This window comes from Amycolatopsis cihanbeyliensis (assembly GCF_006715045.1).
Classification (GTDB): Bacteria; Actinomycetota; Actinomycetes; order Mycobacteriales; family Pseudonocardiaceae; genus Amycolatopsis; species Amycolatopsis cihanbeyliensis.
This window is the reverse complement of record NZ_VFML01000001.1, coordinates 4343851-4359988: the sequence shown is the minus strand read 5'-3', so window position 1 is coordinate 4359988 and position 16138 is coordinate 4343851. Positions and strand designations below refer to the sequence as shown.

Here is a 16138-nt window from a genome sequence, read left to right as displayed (position 1 = left end):
GCCCCGCGGCGACTGCGGCTCGGCGGGCAGGTTGCCACAGCCGGTACAGACGATGGCCCACTGGCCCCCGTCGCGGGTGCCGAGGACGGGCAAGCCCAGCCGCAACGGCTGATCGCATGCGGCGCACCGGGCCGGGTACTTGAGCGGAAACTGCGCATAGCCCTCATAGTCCGGTCGGCGCGCCATGGCATCCCCTGCCTAGGTCTCCCACCCTCGCGTTGCGGTAACGGTAAGTGTCGAGACAACCACGACCGGGTGGATCTGGGTCGGAGCGCACGGCTGTCGGGGGCTGCCTCTACGGTGGGAGGCGACGGGTTGAGGAGGTGCGCGTGGAACGGGTACCGGCCGAGCTCTTCCGGTTCGCCGTCGGCGACTACGCCGAGCTGTACACCGCGATCCTGCACGCCTTCGCCGAGGCCAACGAACGCCTCGAAACTGCGCTGAGCCTGGACCAGGTGCGCGAGCGGCTGCGCACGGTGGGGTGGTTCGACGCGCTCACCGATGCCGACCTGGCCCGTGCGCTGGGCAGCCTGCGGGACTGGCAGTTGGTCGACGTGATCCAGAACCATGCCGAGAACTACCGCTCCGCCGAGGAGTACGAGCGGCGCAATCTGCAGTATTCCCTCACCAAGCGGGGTGAGGCGGCATTCGCCGGGGTGCAGCACGCGCTGACCGTGCTGGCCTCCACCGGGGCGTTGCAGACCGCGGTGCTGGACGCGATCGCCGACCGGCTGGACGAGTTGCACGCGCTGCTGGACAACCCGGCGGCGACCGACCGCAAGATCTACACCGCGCTCACCGAGCTGGAGGGCCATCTCGACGCGCTGCGGGCGAACACCAAGCAGTTCAACGGCGAGTTGCAACGGCTGCTCCGCGCGGACGGTGCCGACCTGACCACCTTCCACGAGGTCAAGCTCGCCACCGTCAGCTACCTGCAGGAGTTCGTCACCAACCTGGATCAGCGGGCACACGCGATCGCGGCCGGGGTGGGCCGGATCGAGGAGCAAGGTGTCAGCACCTTGCAGCATCGCGCGTTGCTCGGCGCCGAACTGCCGCCGACCACCGGGGTCGACCCGGCACCGGCCTGGCTGGAGCATCGGCGGACCCGCTGGGCGGGGTTGCGTGACTGGTTCCTGCCGGAGGACGGCTCGCCGGCCAGGGTGCACCAGCTGCATACCGTGGCCAGGCGGGCGATCGTCACGTTGTTGCAGGTGCTGGACCGGATCACCGAGTCGCGCCGGCGGGCCAGCAGCGCGGTGGCCGACTTCCGGGAGCTGGCGCGCTGGTTCGCGCAGGCCCCGACCGAGCCGGATATGCACCGGCTGTGGTCGGCGGCCTTCGGGCTCACCTCGGCGCGGCACGCGCACCTGACCCACCCGGATCCGGAGCTGGCCAGCACGAGCAGCAGCTGGCGGGACCCGCCGCAGGTTCCGGTGTCCCCGTTGCTGCGCACCGCGGGGCGCAAGGAACGCTTCGCCCGCACCGGGAAGGTGCGCGATGTCGCCGAGCTGAAGCGGCAGCGGGCCGAGCGGGCCCGGGCGGAACGCGCCGAGTTGCGGCAGGCGTGGCGGATGCTGGCCACCGGTGGGCCGGTACGGCTGTCCGAGTTCGGCACCCTCGACCATGCCACCTTCGAACGGCTGCTCGACCTGCTCGGCCGGGCGCTGGCGACCCGGCCGGACAGCATCGGTACCCGGCGTGCGGTCACCGCGGACGGGAAGATCGAGATCGTGCTGCGGCCGCCGCAAGACACGCGGGTGGCGACGCTGCGCACGCCACGGGGCACGCTCACCGGGCCGGACTACCTGGTCGATATCGCTACCGGCGAGCACTCGAGGCAGCGAGAGGCCACCGGATGAGCAACCTCGCGAATCAACTCGTCATCGCGGAGCGGGACGAGGTGGCCCGGGGTATCCGGCTGCTACTGGCGACCCCACTGGTCACCGAAGGCACCGCCCCCGAGGCATTTGAGGTGATCCGCAAGCGGCAGGTGCCGATCACCAAGTGGTTCGACTACTACTGCGGCTGGACGCTGGTGGTGGAACCCCGCTTCGGCTACGCCCGGCTGGCCAAGGTGCGCAACCGGCACGACCACACCCGCCCCGCCCGCAGGCTGCGATCCGGCCGCACCCCGTTCGACCGCCGCCGCTACACCCTGCTCTGCGTGGTCGCGGCCGAGTTGCTCGCCGGGCCGGTCACCACGATCGGTTTCCTCGCCGACCGGGTCACCCAGGCCACCGCGGCCGATCCGGTGGTCCCGAGCTTCGACACCGCCAGCAGGGCCGAGCGGATGGCCTACGTGGACGTGTTGCGGCTGCTGGAGTCCTTCGGCGCGCTCACCGTGGTGGACGGCAGCACGGAGTCCTTTGTAGAGTCCGAGCAGGCCAAGGTGCTGTATCACGTGGACGCCACGCTGCTGATGCGGCTGCTCGCCGCGCCGAACGGGCCCTCGCGACTCGCCGTTCCGGCCGAGGATGTCGGTCCACGATGGAATGAGCTGCTGGACGGGTTGGTGCGCCAGCGGCGCTACGGGCACGACGGCAACGGTTCCCCGACGTCGGAGATACAGCACAACCTCTGGCTGCGACACTCGATCTTCCGGCGGCTGGTGGACGATCCGGTGCTCTACCGCGCGGACCTGACCGAGGACGAGCGCGGCTACCTCGCCTCGCCCACCGGGCGCCAGCTCGCCCGCCGGGCCGCGGAACAGGCCGGTTTCGTGTTCGAGGAACGCGCCGAGGGCTTCCTGCTGGTGGATCCGGCCGGGCTGGCCACGGACGCCAAGTTCCCGGACGACACCAGCACCGCCGGGGTGGCCGCGCTGCTCCTGCTGGACACACTGCTGGAGGCACCGGCCGGACTCGCGCCGGAACAACTGCATGCCAAGGCGGGCGAGTTGTTGCGCCGCTTCCCGCGCTGGGCGAAGACCTACCGGACGACCGAGGGCCCCGCGCAGCTGGCCACCGACGCGGTTGCCGTGCTCACCGGATTCGGCCTCGCCGAACACTCGGGCGGGATGATCCGTGCGCTGCCCGCTGCCGCGCGTTACGCCGTCGGCGCCCCGCGCACCAACGAGAGTGAGGGTGAGTCGTCGTGACGGTCACCGAGCTGCCGCAGCAGCCGCAGGAAGAAGCACCCGCGCGGCGGCCGCGCTGGCGGCCGGCCCGTGCCGGGATCCTGAACGTCTGGCGTTACTACGACGAGGTGTTCGAGTTCCACAATGGACGCCTGTTGCTGCGCGGACCGAACGGGACCGGCAAGTCCAAGGCGCTGGAACTGCTGCTGCCCTTCCTGTTCGACGCCAACCTGCGGGCCAACCGCCTTTCCACCTTCGGGACCGGCGAGCGGACCATGCACTGGAACCTGATGGGCGAGGGCGCGACCGGCACCACGCGGGTCGGCTACGTGTGGCTGGAGTTCCAGCTCGGCGAGTCCTGGTTCAGCTGCGGGGCCCGGCTGCAGGCCAGCTCGCACACCAGCACCGCGCACGCTGATTACTTCACCACCAGCCAGCGCGTCGGCGAACCGGGCGGGCTCGAGCTGACCAACGAGTCCGGGCAGCCGCTCACCAAAGCCGTGCTGGCCGAAACGATCGGCGAGCACGGCAGCCTGCACCCCAACGCCACCGAGTACCGCGCCGCCGTGCGGCACGCGCTCTTCCCCGGCCTGTCCGAGCAACGCTACGACGCGCTGATCACCGCGTTGCTGCAGTTGCGCACCCCGAAGCTGTCCCAGCGGCTCGACCCCGGCCTGCTGTCCACCTTGCTGTCCAGGGCGTTACCGCCGCTCGGCCAGGAGGAGATCGCCGAGCTCGCCGAGGGGTTCGAGCGGCTGGACCGGCAACGGGAGCGGCTGAAGCTGCTGGACTCCGAGGCCGCGGCCGCCAAAACCGTGGCCGAGAAGCAACGCACCTACGCCCAGCGGGTGCTCCGCGCCGCGGCCGACACGCTGACCTCGGCCACGGCTGACCTGGAGAAGCTCGCCAGACAAGCACGGGAGTCGGAGGAGCAGTACCACGCGGCGGTCGCGGAGAACGCCGAAACCGAGCAACGCAGGGGCGAGGCCGAGCAACGGCTCGCGCAGGCCCGCGCCCGGATCGAGGGGCTCACCGACAGCGAGGCGTACCAGCAGGGCCGCGAGCTGGACAAGCTGCGGCAGCAGGCGAGCAAGGCGCGGCGGCAGGCAGCCGAGACGGCCGCGCAGGCGGAACGTGCCGGGGAGATCGCGCGACAGGACAAGGAACACGCGGCGACCGCCGAGAACGAGGTCGAGCGCTGCGCGGAGACCGTCCGGGCGGCGGGGTCCGAGGCCGAGCGGGCGGCGCGGCGGGCCGACCTGCGCGGCACGCACGAGGAGATCGCCACCGTGCTGGACCAGGACGGCCAGCAGGCACGCAGGCTGGCCCGCGCCGCGGTCCGCGGCCGGCAGGAACAGATCGAGCAGGTGCGCGCCGCGCTGCGCCGGCACGAGCAGGCGGTGCGGGCACGGACCGCGGCCGAGGAGACCCTCGAGCGGACCCGCGCCGAGCTGGCCGAGCAGTCGGATGCGCGCTCCCGGCTCGCCGCTACCTATGACGAGACGGTGGCCCGGCAGGAGCAGCTGCTGCTGGACTGGGCGCGCGGCTGCGCCGAGCTGGACTTCGCCGAGCCGGTGGAACTCGCCGAGCTGGCCGAGTCGGAGGCCGAGGTGTTGCAGTACGTGGAGGCCGTGGCTGCCCGCTGCCTGCATGCCATCACCGCCGAGGAGACCACGCTGTCGGCCCGCCGCGACACCACCGAGCAGGAGCGGCAACGGCTGGAGTCGGAGATCGCCGAGCTGCGCGACCAGGTCGACCTGCCGCCCGAACCGCCGCCGCACCGCACCGCCGACCGCTCCGCCATGACCGGGGCGCCGCTGTGGAAACTGGTGTCCTTCGCCGAAGGGATCGCGCCGCGCACTCAGGCCGCGGTGGAGGCGGCGCTGCAAGCGGGCGGGCTGCTGGACGCCTGGGTGTCGCCGTCGGGCGAGCTGGCCGTCCACGGGCACGACACCTTCGCCGATGCCAACTCCCTCGCACCCGCGGCCCGCTCGCTGCGGGAGGTGCTGCGGCCCGAGCCCGATGCCGAAGTACCGGCCGAGACCGTCGAACGTCTGCTGGGAGCGGTGGCCTACGGTCGCACGCTGCCCGAGCATCCGGCCGCGATCGGCGCGGACGGGACCTGGCGACTGGGCGCGGTGACCGGGAGCTGGGCCAAGGACGAGGCCGAGCACATCGGCGCCGCGGCACGGGAACGCAACCGGCAGCGGCGGCTCGAGCAGCTGGCCGCTCGGGTGTCCGAACTCGATGCTGAACTGTCTACATTGGCCACACAGCTGCGGGTGCTCGCCGACCGGCGGGACCGGGTCGCTGCCGAGCGCGCCCAGCGGCCCGCGCAGGCGCCGGTGAACGACGCGCGCAGGGCCCTCGATCGGGCCGAGGCCGAGGTGGCCGCGGCCGACCGGGCGGTGAACCGGGCCGCGGAGGAGCTGGGCACGCGGGAACGGGCGGCCAGCGAGGCGCTGCACGAGCTCAGCCTCGCCGCCACCACCCACCGCGCGCCCACCGATGCCGAGGCGCTGGACACACTGGACCGCGCGGTGCAGGCATTCGGGGACCTGGCCGACACCTGGCTGTACGAGCGGGACCGCTACCTCGCCGCGGAGCGCTCGGCCGAAGCGCTGCGCACTCAGGCCGCCCGCTCCGGCGAGGCGGCCGAGCAGGCTACCGTCACGGCCGAGGAGGCGGCGGCCGAGGCCGGCGCGCTCGCGGAGACACTCAGCGCGGTGGAAAGCACGGTCGGCGCGGACTACCGGCAGGTGCTCGCGGAGATCGAGGAGTTGCGAGCCGAAGGTCGCCGGTTGGAAGAGGAAATCAAGTCGGCGGGCGATCGGCTGCGGGAACTGGATCGCCGGATCGGTTCGCTGGAAAGCAGGCTGAGCGAGGCGGCGGACAAGCGGGACGAGGCAGTCGGGCTGCGGGACACGGCGGCCGAGCGGTTCCGGCGCCTGGTGAGCGGCAGCTTCCCCAGTGACGCCGGGCTCGACGTCGAGCTGTCCACATCGGATGGGGTGCGGGCGACCCTGGACTCGGCGCGGGCCGTTGCGGCGAAATGGCCCGCGGTGCCGCATGCCCCGAAGAACCTCAACGACGCCTTCGGCAATCTCACCGAAGCCGTGCACAGGTGCCGGGATGCGTTGAGCGGGCACGCGGACCTGGAGTTGGAGTCCGATGAGGACATCTCGGTGCTCACCGCGGTGGTGGACGGCGCCAGGGTGGGCGCGCGGGAGTTGCACGAGCTGCTGGTCGCCGAGGCGGAACGCGCGCGGGGTGACATCACCTCGGCCGAGCGCGAGCTGTTCGACAAGACACTCACCGGCGACACCCGGCGCCAGCTGGCCGACCGGATCCGGCAGGCGGGCGAGCTGGTGGACGCGATGAACTCGCGGCTGGAGCGGGTGCGCACCGCCTCGCAGGTGGCGGTCCGCCTGGTGTGGCAGGTGAACCCGGAGCTGACCGCGGGCACCAAGGCGGCACGCGAGCTGCTGCTGAAGGACCCGGTGCGGCTGGGCGAGACCGACCGGGAGTCGCTGCACCGGTTCTTCCGGGACCGGATCGAGCAGGCAAGGGCGGAGAACACGGCGTCCAGCTGGCAGGAGCAGCTGGCGCAGGTGTTCGACTACACCGCGTGGCACCAGTTCGTGGTGAAGCTCGACCGGGCCGACGGCAGGGGCTGGCAGCCGCTGACCAAACGGATGCACGGCGCGCTGTCCGGCGGGGAGAAGGCAATCGCGCTGCACCTGCCGCTGTTCGCCGCGGTGGCCGCGCACTACGAGTCGGTGCCGGACTCGCCCCGAATGATCCTGCTGGACGAGGTGTTCGTCGGGGTGGACAGCACCAACCGCGGCCAGGTGTTCGAGTTGCTCCGCTCGCTGGACCTCGACCTGGTGCTCACCTCGGACCACGAGTGGTGCGCCTACCGGGAGCTGCCCGGTATCGCGGTACACCAGCTGATCACCGGGGCGGACGACGAGGCGGTCACCACCGCGCGGTTCGTCTGGACCGGCGACGCCTGGGCGGACGAGTCGGCGTGAGGCTCCCGGAGTCCTGGCGATCGGCGGCATTGCGGCCACTGTGGCGGTCGGCGCATCACCGGCTGTCCTCGGGCAGACCGGTGAGCCGCCTGCGGGTCGGCCCGCTGGAACCGGAGCAGCGTGCGGCCGTGGCCGACCTGCTCGGCATGGACCGCCTGCCCGGCGAGCACTGCACGATCACCATGGCCAAGCTGGACGAGGTGCTGCACGATACGGTCGGCGCGGGAGCGCGCGAGGTGGTCGCCGAGTTGGTTGGCCCGCTGGGCGACCGCGCCGGAGAGCGAGCCCGGGGCGCCGCGGAGCGGGCGCGGTTGTGGGACTGGCTGGCCGAGCATCCGCTGGTGACCCGCCAACCGGTGCTGCGGGACTGGGTGTCGCAGCTGCGCAGGGCCGGCCTGATCGATGGCTCGGTGCCGCGCACCCGGCGGGTGCTGGAGCAGGCGCTGGGGGTACTGGACCGGCTGCCCGCGGGTGGCGAATCGTTGCAGGTGCTGGCCGAGCGAGCCACCGGCGACGCGCACGAGCTGGACGACGGCACCCGGCTGGCCGGCATCGTGCTGCGCGCGCTGGCCGTGCAGTTCGACCTCGACCCGCCCGGAAACGCAGACCGGCGGCGCGAGCTGTGGGAACGCGCCGGGGTGTCGGTGGACCAGCTGTCCACGCAGGTACTCGTCGCCGGCCTGCGCCCGGAAGGGGACGCGCTGGCTTGCCGGCTGGCCCGTGCCTGCGCGGCCGAGGGCGAGGCGGTGGCGCTGACCCTGGCCCAGCTGCGCGGGGTGGATCGGTTCGCCGTGGCCGAGCCCGTGGTGTGGGTGGTGGAGAACCCGAGCGTGCTCTCCGCGGCGCTGCGCCGGTTCGGCACCGACTGCCCGCCGCTGGTGTGCACCGCGGGCTGGCCGAGCAGCGCGGGCGTGTTGCTGCTGCGGTTGCTCGCCGCCGCGGGGGCCGACCTGCGCTACCACGGCGACCTGGACGGCGACGGGGTCCGGATCGCCGCGTACGTGCTGGCCAAGACCGGTGCGCAGCCCTGGCGGATGTCGGCGGAGGACTACCGCGCCGCGCTGCGTACCCGGCCGCATGGGCCGAGCCCGGGCCGGGTCACCGAGGCACCGTGGGACGCGGAGCTGGCGCCCGCGCTGCGCGAGCACGGCGTCGCGGTGGTCGAGGAGCGGGTGACCGGGCTGCTGCTGGACGACCTCGCGGGGAACTGAATCCTGAAAGTCGGCGGCGGTCCTGCCGTTCGACGCGGGCGCGCGCCGCCCGGCCATTCCTACGCTGCGCGGGTCCAGTGGTCGATCCGGGGAGACGTGGGTGCGATGCGCGATACCTTCCGACGTTGCGTGCTGGCCACGGCAGTGGGACTGCTCGTCCTTGCCGGGCTACCGCTGCCGGCCGCGCACGGCGCCACGGCCGGTGACCTGCCCGAGCGGGTGCACCGGTTCATGGAGTCCTATCTGGACAGTACCGGGCTCCCGGGCGCCGCGGTGGCGATCACGCGGGAGGACCGGGTGTTGCTGGCCGCCGGGTACGGGCACGACTCCACCGGCGCGCGGGTGACCGACCGAACCCGGTTCCCGGTGGGTTCGGTCAGCAAGTCGTTCACCGCGCTGGCGGTACTGCGACTGGTGGAGGCGGGCCGGGTGGAGCTGGACACCCCGGTGCGCCGGTACCTGCCCGCGTTCCGGCTCGCCGATCCGCGTGGCGCGCGGATCACGGTGCGGCAGTTGCTGAACCAGACCTCCGGTATGTCCGACTCCGGGTATCCGGATGCCAGGATGCCGCCACCGGAGACTCCGGCGGAGGCCGTCGCCCGGCTGCGCGCGGCCGAGTTGTCCGCCGAACCCGGGACCACCTGGCGCTACTACAACCCGAACTGGCATGTCGCCGCCCGGCTGGTCGAGGTGGTCAGCTCGCGACCGTACGCCGGCTACCTGCGCGACCAGGTGTTCCGGCCGCTGGGCATGGCCGACACCTCGGCGGTGCTCGGCACGGGGGACGCGCGAGTGCCGGTCGGGCACGCCTACACCTATGGCATCCCGTTCGTACGGTCGGAGCCCGGGCAGTTCGTCGCGGGATCGCATGGTGTGGTCTCCACGGCCGCGGACCTGGCCAACTGGCTGATCATGCAGGGCGGCCACGGCAGGCGGCTGGTCTCGGCGCGCAGCCTGGACACCATGCACACCCCGACCGGCCCGGACGGCAACGAGGGGATGGGCTGGTTCGTCAACACCGAGGGCGGGCGGACCGAGATCTCGCACGACGGCGCCTGGTTCACCCACACCGCGCGGCAGGTCCTGCTGCCGGGCAGCGGCCACGGCGTCGCCGTGCTGGCCAACACCGGCATCGGGCTGGCGCCCACCGACGCGAGCGCCATCGCGGACGGGGTGCTGGCGGCGATCGAGGGTGAGACCCCGGCCCTGGGGCCGCCGGTCGCGCTGGTCGTCGACCTCGTGCTTGCCGCGCTCACCCTCGCCGCCACGGGCCTCGCCGTACGCGGGATCCTGCGCAGGCGGCGGTGGGCGGACCGGAGGCTGCGGCATGCTCGGTGGCGAGCCGCGCTCCGGCTGGTGCCGTACGGCCTGCCGGTGCTGTGTCTCGCCCTGCTGCCGCAGCTGGTGGACCGGATCTTCCAGGGGCCGTCGATCAGCTGGGCGCAGTTGCTCACCGGGGCGGTGGCGCTGGTGACCTTCGCCGGGCTCACCGCCACGGGCTGCGTCGGCGTCGTACTGGCCCGCCTGCACGCGCTGCTGACCGGCACACGGCACCACGCGGAGGACCCCGGCATCAGCTGAGCACATATTCGCAGTTCGGCACCTTCTCGGTCGCCGAGCAGGTCGGTGACCACCTGCGGGAGCGGAGCGAGGGCCGTGGACCGCCGGAACGGCGAAAGCGACCAGGGCGGCCACCACGTTCGTCCGCAGCGGTGTCCGCCCTGGCCGGGGACGCGGACCTGAGTGGAGGTCTTTCGAACTCTCGAGAACGAACTGGCGACCACCACTGGGGGTCCCGGGGGCTTGCCCCGGCGCGGGGTCTGGGGACTCGGCGCCCAGAAGGCACGGCTGGAGCAACCCGGGCCGCGCGGTCCGCGGACACACTCCACCCGGTTTGCGGAAGCGGAGGGATTTGAACCCCCGGTCCCTCTCGGGACGCTCGATTTCAAGTCGAGTGCATTAGGCCGCTCTGCCACGCTTCCCTTGCGGCCAGCGTAACGCCTACTCCGGCGGCGCCGAGCGCGCACCCGGGACGGTTACTCGTCGATCTCGGTCAGGTGGTTGAGCACCCGGGAGAAGGCCTGGCCCATCGCGACCTGCTCCTCGGTGGTCAGCAGGTCGATCAGGTGTTCCCGCACCCCCTGCACATGGGTCGGGGCCGCCCGCTCCAGCACGGCCACCCCCTCGTCGGTGAGCTCGGCCACCACCCCGCGCTTGTCCTCGGGGTCCTTACCCCTGCGCACGATCCCGAGCACCTCCAGCCGGCCGACCTGGTGGGAGAGCCGGCTCTTCGTCGAGCCGAGCATGCTGGCCAGCTCGGTCATTCGCATCCGGTTGTGCGGTTGCGAGGAGAGGCAGACCAGCACCTCGTAGTCGGCGAGCGAGACATCATGCTCGTCGGCGAGCTCACGATGCAGCCGGTGACGCAACATCAGGGTAGCGACGATGTACGACCGCCATGCGTGCATCTCCGTGTCCGTCAGCCAACGCACACCATCCCGAACCTCGCTCATCCACATCAGACTAGGACCTGCGGCCGAGCGGCGCGCCACCCTGGCCGGTGATACCGCTAACCCGTGAAACCCCGCGTGCACCAGCACCCGGGCCCGTCGCGGGGCGCGGCGACGCAGTCCGCGGGTATCACCGGAACGTGATGTAACGAAACGGTTGTGAGCGGACGCCCAAAAGCGCATCCTGGAGTTGACGGCGGAGATCGCCGGGCGTCGGTACGGACCCCGAGGTGCCGGTCCGGTGCTCCACCGGGAAAGGTTCAGGTGGTGCAGTGACTGATGATCCGATGCGGTTGACTGCGAGCTGTGCCCCCGCGGTTGAGGCGGCCTGATTCCGGCCCAGTCGCGATTGTGAGCAGCACGGGTTCTCGACGTAATGCGCTCGACAACTCATCGCGCGTGATGGCGCCTATCGAGGCTGCATCGACGCGTCGTCTGCACGTCGGCAGCTTTCGGGTGCCGACCCGTCGGGCAGCCAACCGCTTCTACAACAGACAACCTCGGTAGGTCCGGGTGCGGTCCGCGGGACCGCACCCGGACTTGTTTCGCTACCACCCTGCTCCCGCCCTGACCGCGATGAGTGACCCGCGGGAACGGGCCACTCATCGCGGACGGCGTCAGCTGGTGTGGGAGTGCGGGTCGGAGCCCTCGGCGACCTGGACCGTGGCGACGCGCTGGTGGGCACGCTGCTCGGCGGTCGCCTTCTTGCTCTTCGCCTGGAACGGCGGCACGCCGTTGACCTCTTCGGTGCTGATCCCGTAGCTGCCGATCGTCCACGCCATGGCGTCGGCATTGCGGTCCAGCGCCATCCGGTCGACGTTGCCGAGGTGGTCACAGGACTGGTGGTAGCAGGGATCGAAGGCCACCCCCGCAAGACCGCCCCACTTGGCGGCCTGCTCCGGGGTCTTGGCCACCTCGGCACCGGTGAACAGGCCACCGGCCGGGATGCCGACCTCGATAAACTCGCCGTAGTCCGACCGGCCGCTGAAGTCGGTGTCCTCCACCTCGATGCCACGCGAGCCGAGGAAGCCCACGAACTTCTCTTCGATCTGCGCCGAGCCGTACGGGCCGGGACCCGCGCCGGTGCCGGCCGAGTCGTCACCGTCGTAGGCGAAGTAGCCCGCGTTCGGCGAACCGATCATGTCGAAGTTCAGGTACATCGAGATGTTCAGCTGCTGCTCGAAATCCAGCGACTGCACGTAGCGCGTCGAGCCGACCAGGCCCAGTTCCTCCGCGCCCCACCAGGCGAAGCGGACCGAGTTGTTCACCCGCGGGCTGCCGCCGAGCTTCAGTGCGGTCTCCAGCAGCGCGGCCGAGCCGGTGCCGTTGTCGTTGATCCCGGCCCCGTCGTCGACGCTGTCCAGGTGCGCACCGGCCATCACGACGTTGTCCTTGCGGCCGGTCTGGGTCTCCGCGATGACGTTGTGGGTGGTGCGCTCCTCGGTCAGGGTGCGGATCTCCAGCGTGACGTCCGAGCCGTCCTGCCCGATCAGTGCCTCGCCGTCGGCCTTGGTGATGCCGCCGATCGGGATACTGGCGTTCTCCGGGCCACCGAGGGTGCCGTTGACCGGGCCCGCCACGTTGTTGTACACGATCGCGCCGACCGCGCCCGCCTCGGCCGCGGCGATCCCCTTCTGCGCGAAGCTACAGATACCACGCTGGATGAGCGCGATCTTGCCGGTGACGTCGCCGAAGTCCGAAGCCTCGCAGCCCGGGGTGTCGTCCGGCGGGATCGCCGCCAGTGGAGCCGTGGTGCCACCGTCCGGGGTGGACGGGCTGTAGGTCATGGCGATGATCGGCACGTCGCCGCCGCCGGCGGTGAGCCGTTCCGCCAGCGTCTCGGTGTAGGTGAAGTCGAACTCGTGCCGGTTCACCTCGTAGCCGGCGGCCTGGAGCTTGCGCTCGATGTAGTCGGCCGACTCGTTGTAGCCTGCCGAACCCGCGGCACGGTTACCGCCGTTACGGTCGGAGAACCGCTGGAATGCGATGAGATGCCGGTTGATGTTGCCGACGTGGACCTGCCGCACCAACTTCTTGGCGAGGCGTGGTCCCGCTGGCGCATCGCCCACCGCAAGCTGTCCGGCCGCGGCGGGCGCTGTGGTGAGCGCCAAGCTCGCGCATGCCGCGATCACGACGGCAGGCACGAGTCTCTTCCTGACGGATGCCATAAACAGTTCCAATCTCCCAGTCTGGGCCAACCGCCTGACACCGCCCCGACCCGGTGTGAGCGTTCGACGAGCGACCACCCTTGTTCGTTTCGAACGAAAGGTCAAGGGTCGTTCGGCGGTACCCATACGCAGCGGTAACCGTTCCGATAAGCGTTAACTCGACGGCCGGGGAAATCGCGAATCAGCACCGGACGCACATTCGGCCTGACCTTCGGCGCCGCCGGTACGGCGCTACAGTCGAGCGTATGCATGCGATCACGATCAGCGAGCCGGGTGGGCCGGAGCAACTGCGCTGGACCGAGGTGCCGGACCCGACGCCCGGCGAGGGCGAGGTGCTCATCGACGTCGCGGCGAGCGCGGTGAACCGAGCCGACCTGCTGCAGCGCAGGGGCCTGTACCCGCCGCCGAGGGGCGCCAGCGAGGTCCTCGGGCTGGAGTGTTCCGGAGCGATCGCCGAGCTCGGCCCCGGGGTGCCGGACTGGCAGGTCGGCGACGAGGTGTGCGCGCTGCTGGCCGGCGGCGGTTACGCCGAGAAGGCGGTCGTGCCCGCCACCCAGCTGCTGCCGGTGCCGAGCGAGGTGGACCTGCTGTCCGCGGCCGGCCTGCCCGAGGTGGCCTGCACCGTGTGGTCGAACGTGGTCATGCACGCCGGACTCGGCGAGGGGGACGTACTGCTGGTGCACGGCGGCGCCGGTGGCATCGGAACGCATGCCATCCAGGTGGGCAGGGCGCTCGGGGCGACCGTCGCGGTGACGGCGGGTTCGGCGAAGCGGCTGGAGCGCTGCAGGCAACTCGGCGCGGCCATCGTGATCAACTACCGGGAGCAGGACTTCGTCGAGGAGCTGAAGGCCGAGACCGCGGGCGCGGACGTCATCCTGGACAACATGGGCGCGTCCTATCTGGGGCGCAACGTGGACGCGCTGGCCACCGGCGGCCGGCTGGTGGTGATCGGCATGCAGGGCGGTGTCAAGGGTGAGCTGAACATCGGCAAGCTGCTGACCAAGCGGGCCAGCGTTGCCGCGACCGGCCTGCGTGGCCGGCCGCTCGAGGAGAAGGCCCGGATCGTGGCCGCCGTGCGGGAAAGCCTGTGGCCGCTGGTGGAGAGCGGCTCGGTGCTACCGGTGGTGGACCAGGTGGTGCCGATGGCCGAGGCCGGCGACGCCCACCGCGCGCTGGAAGAGAGCACCGTGTTCGGCAAGGTCCTGCTGGCCGCCCGTTCCTGACCGGGCGGGTTCAGCGCAGCTCCTCCAGGACCCGGATGAGCTGGTTGACCTCGAACACGTTCGAGTAGTGCGCGAGCCCGATACGCACGGCCCCGCCCACCTCGGCGACCCCGAGCGCGGCGAACACCCCGTCGCCGCCCTCGTCGGCGAAGGCGCACAGCCCCTGTGTGGCCAGGTACTCGGCCACCTCGGGCGCCTTGCGACCCGCGATGGTGAAGGCGAACGCCGGGATCCGCCGCATCGCCTCGCCGAGCACCATCACATGCGGGAGCGCGCGCAGCTCGGTGGAAAGCTGGGCCAGCAGCCCGGCGTGGTACGACTTGGCCGAGCCCAGCGAGGTCACCAGCCGGTCCCGGCGCGAGCCGGTGGCCGCGTCGTCCAGCTCGGCCAGGTAGTCGACCGACGCGATGAGCCCGGCCAGCAGCGGGTAGGCATGCGGCCCCAACTCCAGCTTGGCCGGACCGCGGGCCGCCCCCTCCAACGCCACCGGCGGCAACCTCTCCAGTAGCTCGGGGTCGCGGAACACGAGCGCACCCACCGAGGGCCCGCCCCAGGCCAGCGCGGACAGCACCAGCACGTCGGCGCCCATCGCGTTCAGGTCCAGCGGGACGAACGGGGCCGCGTACGTCGCGTCCACCACCGTCAGTGCCCCGGCCCGCTCGGCGAACTCGGCGATGGTCGCCACGTCCGGGCGGGTACCCACCGAGCCGGAGGCGGCGGTCACGGCGACCACCTTGGTCCGCGCGGACACCAGGTCCTCGTACTGCCATGCCGGCAGCTCGCAGGTCTCGATGTCGATCTCACCCCAGCGCACCACCGCACCGGTGCGCTTGGCGGCGTGCCGCCACGGCGCCAGGTTGGCCTGCTCGTCCAGCCTGGACACGACCACCTCGTCGCCCAGTGTCCAGCCCTCGCCGAGGACGTCGGCCAGTCGCCGGGTGAGCACCGACGCGCTCGGGCCGAGCACCACCCCTGCCGGGTCCGCGCCGACCAGGTCGGCGACCGCCTTCCTGGCCGCGGTAACGATGCTCTCCGCCCGTTGCGATGCCGGAAACGCTCCACCCGGACCCGAAACCGGCGCACGCATGGCCGTGGACACCGCCGAAGCGACCTGCTCGGGCACCAGCATCCCGGCGGCGCCATCGAAATGAATCCAGCCGTCACCCAGAGCAGGGAACAACCCTCGAATCCGAGCGACGTCGAACGCCATGGGTGACACCGTACTCATGCCGCCCCGCGCTCCCCGCTCGCGGGTTGACCTGGTGCGCAGGTGACCGGCCGGGCCGCTACCGTTGAGGGAGAAGCCAACGCAACATCGGGTCAGGATGGAGCAGATGACCGAGCCGACTTCCCCCAACTCGAACGACTCCGGCAACCAGGACGGCGAGCAGTCGCAACACGTCGTGGTCGTGGGGCCGGACGGTTCACCCGTCGGCACGGCCCGGATCGCCTCCGGCGAGGAGGCCGAGCAGCAACAGGAGACCGTCGGCGACCTGGTCGAGGAGCCGGCGAAGGTCATGCGGATCGGCACCATGATCAAGCAGCTGCTGGAGGAGGTCCGCGCGGCGCCGCTGGACGACGCCAGCCGCAACCGGCTCCGTGAGATCCACGCCACCTCGATCAAGGAGCTGGAAGAGGCGCTGGCTCCCGAGCTGCGCGAGGAGCTCGAACGGCTGGTCGCCCCGTTCACCGCGGACACCACGCCCTCCGACGCCGAGTTGCGGATCGCCCAGGCCCAGCTTGTCGGCTGGTTGGAAGGGCTGTTCCACGGCATCCAGACCGCCCTGTTCGCGCAGCAGATGGCGGCGCGGGTGCAGCTGGAGCAGATGCGCCGCGGCCTGCCACCGGGCGCCTCCGCGGGTGGCCAGGAACAGCACGGTCCGGGCATCAGCGGCACCGGCCAGTACCTCTGACCG

Annotated in this window: 10 protein-coding genes and 1 tRNA gene; 7 read left to right on the top strand and 4 right to left on the bottom strand. The window is 71.6% G+C overall.

What is annotated here, in order from left to right:
- Positions 1–329 precede the first annotated feature (329 nt).
- From FB471_RS19790 to FB471_RS19770, 5 genes are all read left to right on the top strand, one after another.
- Entirely contained in the window at positions 330–1859 is a 1530-nt protein-coding gene (locus tag FB471_RS19790; RefSeq protein WP_141999916.1) for a TIGR02677 family protein, read from the top strand.
- Complete coding sequence (locus tag FB471_RS19785; protein WP_141999915.1) at positions 1856–3097, top strand: TIGR02678 family protein; 1242 nt, start codon at positions 1856–1858, stop codon at positions 3095–3097. The genes FB471_RS19790 and FB471_RS19785 overlap by 4 nt, the downstream gene beginning before the upstream one ends.
- Positions 3094–7110, top strand: coding sequence for a TIGR02680 family protein (locus tag FB471_RS19780; RefSeq protein WP_141999914.1), 4017 nt, complete (start codon positions 3094–3096; stop codon positions 7108–7110). The genes FB471_RS19785 and FB471_RS19780 overlap by 4 nt, the downstream gene beginning before the upstream one ends.
- The gene (locus FB471_RS19775) at positions 7107–8321 is read left to right on the top strand and encodes a TIGR02679 family protein (protein WP_211358071.1); all 1215 of its coding nucleotides are present in this window, start codon (positions 7107–7109) and stop codon (positions 8319–8321) included. Before FB471_RS19780 ends, FB471_RS19775 begins: the two co-directional genes overlap by 4 nt.
- A 105-nt stretch (positions 8322–8426) precedes the next feature.
- On the top strand, positions 8427–9902 hold the full coding sequence (locus FB471_RS19770) for a serine hydrolase domain-containing protein (RefSeq protein WP_141999913.1): 1476 nt from the start codon (positions 8427–8429) through the stop codon (positions 9900–9902).
- Positions 9903–10218: 316 nt separating this feature from the next.
- On the opposite strand, the gene FB471_RS19765 is transcribed toward FB471_RS19770, so the two are convergent.
- The 3 genes from FB471_RS19765 to FB471_RS19755 form a co-directional block, all read right to left on the bottom strand.
- Positions 10219–10303: transfer RNA gene (locus FB471_RS19765), tRNA-Ser, on the bottom strand.
- A 54-nt stretch (positions 10304–10357) separates the two neighbouring features.
- On the bottom strand, positions 10358–10834 hold the full coding sequence (locus tag FB471_RS19760; RefSeq protein WP_141999912.1) for a MarR family winged helix-turn-helix transcriptional regulator: 477 nt from the start codon (positions 10832–10834) through the stop codon (positions 10358–10360).
- 614 nt (positions 10835–11448) lie between these two features.
- Positions 11449–12999 carry a M28 family metallopeptidase gene (locus tag FB471_RS19755; RefSeq protein WP_141999911.1) on the bottom strand — a complete coding sequence of 517 codons (1551 nt, stop codon included), beginning with the start codon at positions 12997–12999 and terminating at the stop codon, positions 11449–11451.
- A 245-nt stretch (positions 13000–13244) separates the two neighbouring features.
- Here FB471_RS19755 and FB471_RS19750 point away from each other — a divergent pair, with 245 nt between their 5' ends.
- Positions 13245–14222 carry an NAD(P)H-quinone oxidoreductase gene (locus FB471_RS19750; protein ID WP_141999910.1) on the top strand — a complete coding sequence of 326 codons (978 nt, stop codon included), beginning with the start codon at positions 13245–13247 and terminating at the stop codon, positions 14220–14222.
- Positions 14223–14232: 10 nt separating this feature from the next.
- On the opposite strand, the gene FB471_RS19745 is transcribed toward FB471_RS19750, so the two are convergent.
- Positions 14233–15432, bottom strand: coding sequence for a cysteine desulfurase-like protein (locus FB471_RS19745; protein ID WP_141999909.1), 1200 nt, complete (start codon positions 15430–15432; stop codon positions 14233–14235).
- Between the two features lie 124 nt (positions 15433–15556).
- Between FB471_RS19745 and FB471_RS19740 the strand changes: the two genes are divergently transcribed.
- A complete protein-coding gene (locus FB471_RS19740) occupies positions 15557–16135 on the top strand; it encodes a bacterial proteasome activator family protein (protein ID WP_141999908.1) in 579 nt (192 codons plus the stop codon).
- Positions 16136–16138 lie beyond the last annotated feature (3 nt).